The organism is Staphylococcus simulans, from assembly GCF_002994445.1.
Classification (GTDB): domain Bacteria; phylum Bacillota; class Bacilli; order Staphylococcales; family Staphylococcaceae; genus Staphylococcus; species Staphylococcus simulans_B.
The window spans coordinates 1-8082 of record NZ_MRZJ01000018.1; the positions used below are offsets into that span (position 1 = coordinate 1).

The following is an 8082-nucleotide window of genomic DNA, read 5'->3' on the forward strand; positions in this document are numbered from 1 at the left end:
GATAAAGGTGAAGACGGTACATCTGTAACAATCACAAGTACTGCAGTTCAACCAGATGGTACAACTAAAGTGACATTCTCAGATGGACGTGAAATCAATATCCCTAAAGGCCAAGATGGAAAATCAATTACAATTACTAAAGCTGAACCAGATGCAGATGGTAATATTGCGATTGATTTCAGTGATGGTTCTAAAGTTACAGTACCAAAAGGCAAAGATGGTACTTCAGTAAGCATTACAAATACTGAAACATTACCAAACGGCGATATTAAAGTAGTCTTCAGTGATGGCCATGAAATCACAGTGCCTAAAGGTACAAAAGGCGACAAAGGTGAGGATGGAAAATCTATCACAATCACATCATCAACTGTACAACCAGATGGCAATACGAAAGTAGTCTTCAGCGATGGACACGAAATCGTAGTACCAAATGGAAAAGATGGAAAATCAATTTCTATCGTTTCAACTTCACGCGATGCAGATGGTAATACTGTTGTGAACTTTAACGACGGTACTTCAGTTACAATCGCGAAAGGTGATAAAGGAGATCAAGGTCTTCCTGGCAAAGATGGAAAAGACGGAAAATCAATCACTGTAGTTAAATCTGAGCTTCAACCAAATGGTGATACTAAAGTAACGTTCTCAGACGGACGCGAAATTACAATTCCAAAAGGCAAAGATGGTACATCTGTTACAGTGAATGGTTCACATCCAGACGCAGACGGTAATACTGTTGTAGAATTCAGTGATGGCAAATCAATTACTGTCTTGAAAGGCAAAGACGGTAAAGATGGACGCGACGGTGTTGACGGAAAAGACGGAAAATCAATTACTATCACAGGTCAAAAAGTTGATCCGAACGGTAATACAATTGTTGAGTTTAGCGATGGAAACTCTGTCACAATTCCAAAAGGCAAAGACGGTACATCTGTAACAGTCAAAGATTCACATCCTGACGCGGATGGCAACACAGTTGTAGAATTCAGCGATGGCAATACTATCACAGTCTTAAAAGGCAAAGATGGCAAAGACGGAAAAGATGGCAAATCAATCACTGTAGTCGGACAAAAAGTTGATCCAAACGGAAACACAATCGTTGTCTTCAGTGACGGTCGTGAAGTCACAATTCCAAAAGGTAAAGATGGTACATCAGTATCTGTAAAAGATTACCACTTTGACCATGATGGCAATACGATTGTTGAGTTCAGCGACGGCAATACAATAACAGTCTTAAGAGGTAACGACGGTATTGACGGTCGTGATGGCCGCGACGGCAGAGATGGACGTGATGGCAGAAACGCAGTACCAACTCCACCTGCATATATCGTTAATAACTACATTGATGGATATAACACAAATGTAATCATCTTCAGTGATGGTCAACGTGTTGAAATTCCATGCGATGCTTATGGATATCCTGTTGCAATTGTAGGATATAACCATGATGCAATTGGTAATGTGGTATTACAATGTGCAGATAATACAAGAATTATCGTACCTTGTACAAAACCAGTCACACCAAAAGTGTCAATTCCAATGATTCCATTGGTACCAGCACAACCAAGTGTTCCTGTACAACCACAAGTACCGGTGACACCACAAGTACCAGTGACACCGCAAGTACCAGTGACACCACAAGTACCAGTGGCACCGCAAGCACCAGTGGCACCGCAAGTACCGGTGACACCACAAGTACCAGTGGCACCGACAACAAACAGTAATACAAATGTACCAACAGGTACTGCTGAAACTACTCCAGTACAACCAAAATCTGTTGGACATACACATTACGTGAATGTGGGTCAAAAAGATACAAATAAATTTGCTGGTAAACATCTAGAACATAAAGTGGTTTATCACAATGTAAAACAACCTAAAGCAGCACCAGTACAACAACCAGAAAAATCAGCACAGTCATTACCTGATACAGGTTCTGACGAAACAGCACCATTATTATATGGTTCATTACTTGCTGGTTTAGGTGCAGCATCAGTACTTGGATCAAAACGTCGTAAAGATGAAGAATAATACTATGATTTGAGTATAAAAGGAATCAGGCTTCGGCCTGGTTCTTTTTTAATAGCAAATGAAAACGCTTTCCTATTTTAGAATTTTTGAATTGAATAAATTTAAGTAACTTTCTGAAAAATAATGTTGACTTTTTCACTCAGTGTTTGTAAGATATGGAATATAAATGAATTGAATATAACTCTTATCCAGAGAGGCGGAGGGACAGGCCCTGTGAAGCCTCGGCAACAGAATTAATGATAATCATTAATAACTGTGCCAATTCCTGCAGTGAGATACTGTGAAGATGAGACGAGCCGATATATTATATCCCGAGGACTTGTTTCATTAGTCCTCGGGATTTTCTTCTTTTGGAATTATCACAAATTAAGAAAAATTCATTCATTTCAAATTATTAGAGGGGGATTTACCTATGATTGAGTTCAAGGATGTCAATAAAACATTCCGTAAACGCTCAACAGAAATTCAAGCTTTAAAAGATGTTAGTTTCACTGTAGAACGACAAGAAATTTTTGGGGTTATCGGGTACAGTGGTGCAGGTAAAAGTACTTTAATCCGACTTGTCAATAAGCTTGAAGATGCAACATCAGGAGACATTATTGTAGATGGTCATAATATTAATCAATATAACAAAAAGGAATTGCGCAAAGTTAAGAAGAATATCGGAATGATTTTCCAGCACTTCAACTTGCTTAATTCTAAAACAGTATTCAATAACGTAGCAATGCCGCTCATCCTTGAAGGCAAGAAGAAGCAATACATACAAGCAAAAGTCGAAGAAATGCTTGATTTCGTAGGGTTAGCTGATAAAGGGTCACAGTATCCTAATGAGCTTTCAGGAGGTCAAAAGCAAAGAGTTGCGATTGCACGTGCATTAGTGACGGATCCTAAAATCTTGTTATGTGATGAAGCAACAAGTGCGTTAGACCCTGCAACAACGGATTCGATTCTGCGTTTGTTAAAACGCGTCAATCAAACATTTGATGTCACAATTTTGTTAATTACACACGAAATGAGTGTGATTCAACAGATTTGCGATAAAGTTGCGGTAATGGAACAAGGCAGTGTGATAGAACTCGGCAGTGTCTTAGATGTGTTCAGCCATCCTAAGACTAAGACAGCTAAGAGCTTCGTATCAACCGTTATCAGTACAGATATCAGCGATAAAATGATTCATCAACTACCAACTGATGATAATAATTATTTAGATGTCAAAGTGTACTTGGAAGGTTCGCAGCTTGGTCTTTCAGTGATTCAGACATTAATTAAAGATTTCAAGCTGGATGTGAATGTTATCTATGCATCGATGTCAGACATTCAAGATACTTCAGTGGGTTATCTGACATTACGAATTAAAGGTTCAGATGAAGAAAAGCAACGTGCTTTTGATTACTTGAAGCAAAATAATATTGAATTTGAGGAGGTAAAATAGCATGCTCGGTTCAACTTTAGATTCTTCTCAATTACTTGAAGCTTTATATCAAACACTTCTAATGGTTTCTATTTCATTAGTTATCGGTGCATTAATCGGTATTCCATTAGGTGTGTTACTAGTTGTCACTAAGAAAGACGGCATTTGGGAAAATAAAGTAATTTATCATGTTCTTAATCCGGTGATTAACGTACTGCGTTCTGTACCTTTCATCATCTTATTGATTGCGATTGTACCATTTACGAAATTAGTTGTCGGTACATCAATCGGAACAGCAGCTGCAATTGTACCGCTTACTGTATATGTAGCACCGTACATTGCAAGACTCGTTGAGAACTCATTGCTTGAAGTGAGTTCCGGCGTGATTGAAGCAGCGAATGCGATGGGAGCTTCTCCTATTCAAATTATCCGCTACTTCTTATTACCAGAGGCATTAGGATCATTAATTTTAGCATTAACCACAGCAATTATCGGTTTAATCGGAGCAACTGCGATGGCAGGTGCTGTCGGAGGCGGCGGTATTGGTGACTTAGCTTTAGCTTATGGTTACCAGCGTTTCGATACAATCGTCATTGTGATTACAGTCATTATCTTAGTTATTATGGTTCAGCTGATTCAATCTCTAGGGAATGTATTAGCTAAGAAAATCAGAAGAAATTAATTTAAAAAGGGGCAATTCGTTCAATGAAGAAATTATTAGTACTAGCAATCGCATTTGTCGTTATTCTTGCGGCATGCGGGAAGAAAGATGATAACAAAACAGTTACAGTCGGTGTAGCATCTAACGAAACAAAAGTTTGGGATAAAGTTGCAGAATTAGCGAAAAAAGATGGTATTACAGTGAAAGTAAAACAATTCTCAGATTATAACGTACCAAACAAAGCGCTGAACGATGGGGATATCGATATGAACGCATTCCAACATTTTGCATTCTTAGATCAATATGAAAAAGCTAACAAAGGTACAAAGATTACACCAATCCGTACAACAGTATTTGCGCCACTTGGTATTTATTCTAAAAAAATCAAAGATATTAAAGAACTGAAAGACGGAGCTAAAGTGATTATTCCTAACGACGTATCTAACCAAGCACGTGCGTTAAAACTTTTAGAAAAAGCTGGTTACATCAAGCTTTCTAAAGACTTCGGCTTAAAAGGCGGCATCAAAGATATCGTTGAAAACAAGAAGAAATTAGACATTAAAGCAGTAGATGCACAACAAACAGCACGTGCATTAGACGATGTGGATATTTCAGTTATCAACAATGGTGTAGCAACTAAAGCTGGTTTAGATGCGAAAAAAGATCCAATCTTCTTAGAAAGTGATGACGCGAAAGCTTCACAACCTTACATCAACATTATCGCTGTTAACTCTAAAGACAAAGATAATAAAACGTTGAAAAAAGTTGCGGAACTTTACCACTCTAAAGAAGCACGCAAAGCATTAAAAGAAGAAACAAAAGACGGTGAAATCATCGTTGACTTAAAACAAGATGAAATCAAAAAAATCAGTGACGATTTGAAAAAATAACGCAGTATTTTGCTAAATAATAATCACATAATTCTAAGGCATGCCATCAATATGGTGTGCCTTTTTGTGCTTTTTATTAAAAATATGACGAAAAAATGTCAAAAAGAGTAAAAAACACTGTAATGTACAATTGGATAAATTATATAATCAATTTGGTGCAATTCAAAGGGGTGTGAAAATACTATCGTATAAGATAACTAAGTGAGATAAGAGTAAAATTGTGCTTATTTTGTATTTTTATACTAATTTGTGTTCATCAATTCAATTTAGGGAGTGTCATACTTGAAAGGTAATCAGACATCTAAGAAAAGAGCATCTTTTCTCCCGAATAGACTCAACAGATATTCTATTCGTAAGTTTACAGTAGGTACCGCTTCTATTTTAGTCGGTGCTTCTTTATTCTTTGGAGCAAGTACACAAGATGCTAAAGCAGCTGAAGAAACTACAGCAGCAACGACAAATTCAACGACACCAGATAAAGACACCAGCGTTGAACCAACTAAAGCAGATGCAGCAACTTCTGAAACTGCATCAAAAGCGAACACTGCAGTTGAGCAATCAACCGCAGCAACACAGGCAGAAGCTGTAAAAGCTGAACCTGCAAACACAACTCAAACTTCAGAGAAAGGAGATACAGTTAAAGTAGAACAGCCAGCTTCTGTTGAACCACAAAAACAAGCAACACAAAATAAAACAGACGCAGTCAAAATTGCAGAAGTAAAGGCTGCGCAATCAACAGAAACACAATCAAAACCAGCTGAAAATGTAAAAGAAACAGTTCAACCAGTAAAAATTGATGAAACAGTACAAGCAACACCAGTACTTCAGGCAATTGAATTAGAACAGGTTGTGGATGCTAAAACAGCAACACAATTCTATGCACAATCTGCAGGAGTTTCAAGTGAACAAGCAACAGAAATTATTAAAGGTTTGAATTTATCTGAAAATGCGACACCAGAAGAAATTCGTGAAGCAATCATTTATCAGTTAACACATGAGTATGAATCTAATCAACCAATTGGTGTATTAACGAATACCAAACCAAAAGTTGAACGTGTATTAAATGATCAACGTTATGCAAAATATGCGGTGACTATTCCGCCTGCATTAGAAGTAATAGATGTTGATGCATTTAATAATGGCTATATTAAATCAGGGTCTGATGAAACTTCGAAACCTAATGTAATTTCAGGACGTGCATGGATGTCAGATAAAGGTACTTTAGCAACTGGCTCAAATGAGCTAACTCCTGTTCCAGCCAACACACCAGTTTATATGCAATGGCAAGATACAGATGGTGCAGTTTCGCCTATATATCGTGCCTATACACATAATAGAATTAATGATGATGCAGCCCAAGATGGTCCAGGAGCGTATGCCTTTGATTTGAGACATGGATGGACAGATGCGACTGGTAAAAACCATTTATACAAAGCAGTTGCTGGTCAGTCTTATCGTTTTTGGATATATGATTTTAAAACTAAAGACGGCAACACAGCAACAATGTTGCGTCAGTCGGGTGGATTTTATCCAGGGTCTTTTGTAAATTCAGTAACTGGAAATAACTTAGGACAATTTCCTTTAATTGGTACGAATATGCAACGTACAGGAATTTTTATGTCGGTTATACCAACTGATCATTATATGGTGAAGGACAAATCTCAATGGACACAATCTCAAGGTAATATTTCAGCTCCAGGTATTATGGCAATTGACGGTGCAAATACTGTCAGAGGTAAAGTATGGCATGAGACAGGGGCTGGTGACCAAGCAACGTCGGCATCTGGTCCAAGTTATAACCCAAATTTAGGTGCAAAAGATAAACCAGCAAGTGGTTATAAAGTTGTTATGAGTTCATTAACAACTGAGGGTGCAAAAGCTTATGATGAGCAGGTGAGCAAATTAGAGAAAAGTCAACGACCTGCTGCGGCCAAAAAATTATTAACAGCACATCCTGAATATATTTCCCAAACTGTCGTTGCGACAACGAACAGTGAGGGGAATTATGCAGCGAAGTTCGATGCTGGTAAATTAAATATGGAGCATTTATATGGTTATGTTTTAGACCCTAAAGGGGACTTAGTCCAAAGTTACTCAGGTTTTACATCTCCTGAATATAGACGTGCAAATCTAAACGTTGAATTTGCACCTAGTCCAGTACCATATTCACTTGGACAACAGTGGGCAAACGTAAACTTTGCGGTTGTAGAAAGTCCGACATTTTTACCAATGCTGGACATTACAAACTTTAATACAACTACACAACCTGCAAAACCGGGTTCAGCAGCAATAATCAAATTGTTAGATGGCAAAATTCCACCACTAGAGACACATATAGAGTGGGTAAGCGAAGGTAAGGTAGTGCATAAAACTGCACCATTTTCTTCAATTGCCCAAGGTGAAAAATTAGGTGCATTTACTATCCCATCTAATGCAAAAGACGGACAAATTTATACAGCATTATTAGTTGTTGGAGGAAATGCGATTTCTGGTGACTCTTTAATCGTTCATACAACTAATTCAAATAAATATCCGCCAAAAGCAACTGGTATTACTAAACCATTCGGAGAAGCAGCAACTCAAGATGAAGTGAAACAACATGTTACAATTCCTCACTTCCCTACAGGCGGCAAACAACCAGTTATTACTATTGATGATCCTTCATTGATACCAGATGGCCAAACACCAGGAACAGTACAAGTTCCAGTAACAGTCACATATCCTGATAAATCAGTAGCTAAAATCAATGTACCAGTCACAACAGGTAATCAAGCTGATAAAGATAAGTACACACCAACTGCTGATGCAATCACAAAACCATTTGGTCAAGCAACAAACGAAGCTGAAGTGAAATCTAAAGTAAGTGTGCCGAACTTCCCAGCCGGCGGAACACAACCAACGTACACAGTGGACACAAGCAAATTACCTAACGGTCAAACGTCAGGAGAATTCCAAGTCCCAGTGACAGTCACTTATCCGGATAAAACAACAGATAAAGTGAATGTAAAAGTTACGGTAGGTCCGAAGGACTCAGATACGTACCAACCAACAACAGGTACAATTACGAAACCATTTGGACAAGCAGCGACACC

At 38.1% G+C, this 8082-nt stretch carries 5 protein-coding genes and 1 riboswitch; all 5 genes read left to right on the forward strand.

The genetic code is table 11. From position 1 onward, the window contains the following. A partial coding sequence (locus C7N65_RS12660) for an LPXTG cell wall anchor domain-containing protein (protein WP_199790697.1) occupies positions 1-2028 on the forward strand: 2028 nt, incomplete at its 5' end. Between the two features lie 181 nt (positions 2029-2209). After that, a riboswitch (SAM riboswitch) is annotated at positions 2210-2321 on the forward strand. A 119-nt stretch (positions 2322-2440) separates the two neighbouring features. Further along, positions 2441-3460 (forward strand): methionine ABC transporter ATP-binding protein, encoded by a 1020-nt coding sequence (locus tag C7N65_RS12390; protein ID WP_105994749.1) that lies wholly within the window; start codon positions 2441-2443, stop codon positions 3458-3460. A gap of 1 nt (position 3461) precedes the next feature. Continuing rightward, positions 3462-4121 carry a methionine ABC transporter permease gene (locus C7N65_RS12395; RefSeq protein WP_105994750.1) on the forward strand — a complete coding sequence of 220 codons (660 nt, stop codon included), beginning with the start codon at positions 3462-3464 and terminating at the stop codon, positions 4119-4121. A 23-nt stretch (positions 4122-4144) separates the two neighbouring features. Continuing rightward, on the forward strand, positions 4145-4990 hold the full coding sequence (gmpC, locus tag C7N65_RS12400; RefSeq protein ID WP_105994751.1) for a dipeptide ABC transporter glycylmethionine-binding lipoprotein: 846 nt from the start codon (positions 4145-4147) through the stop codon (positions 4988-4990). A gap of 282 nt (positions 4991-5272) precedes the next feature. Further along, on the forward strand, positions 5273-8082 hold a 2810-nt coding region (locus C7N65_RS12405; protein WP_158698140.1), incomplete at its 3' end, for a Rib/alpha-like domain-containing protein.

Bases quoted from the DNA above. Each gene is read 5' to 3' on its own strand.
- C7N65_RS12390 (WP_105994749.1), top strand. From the start codon at position 2,441: ATGATTGAGTTCAAGGATGTCAATAAAACATTCCGTAAACGCTCAACA.
- C7N65_RS12395 (WP_105994750.1), top strand. From the start codon at position 3,462: ATGCTCGGTTCAACTTTAGATTCTTCTCAATTACTTGAAGCTTTATAT.
- gmpC (WP_105994751.1), top strand. From the start codon at position 4,145: ATGAAGAAATTATTAGTACTAGCAATCGCATTTGTCGTTATTCTTGCG.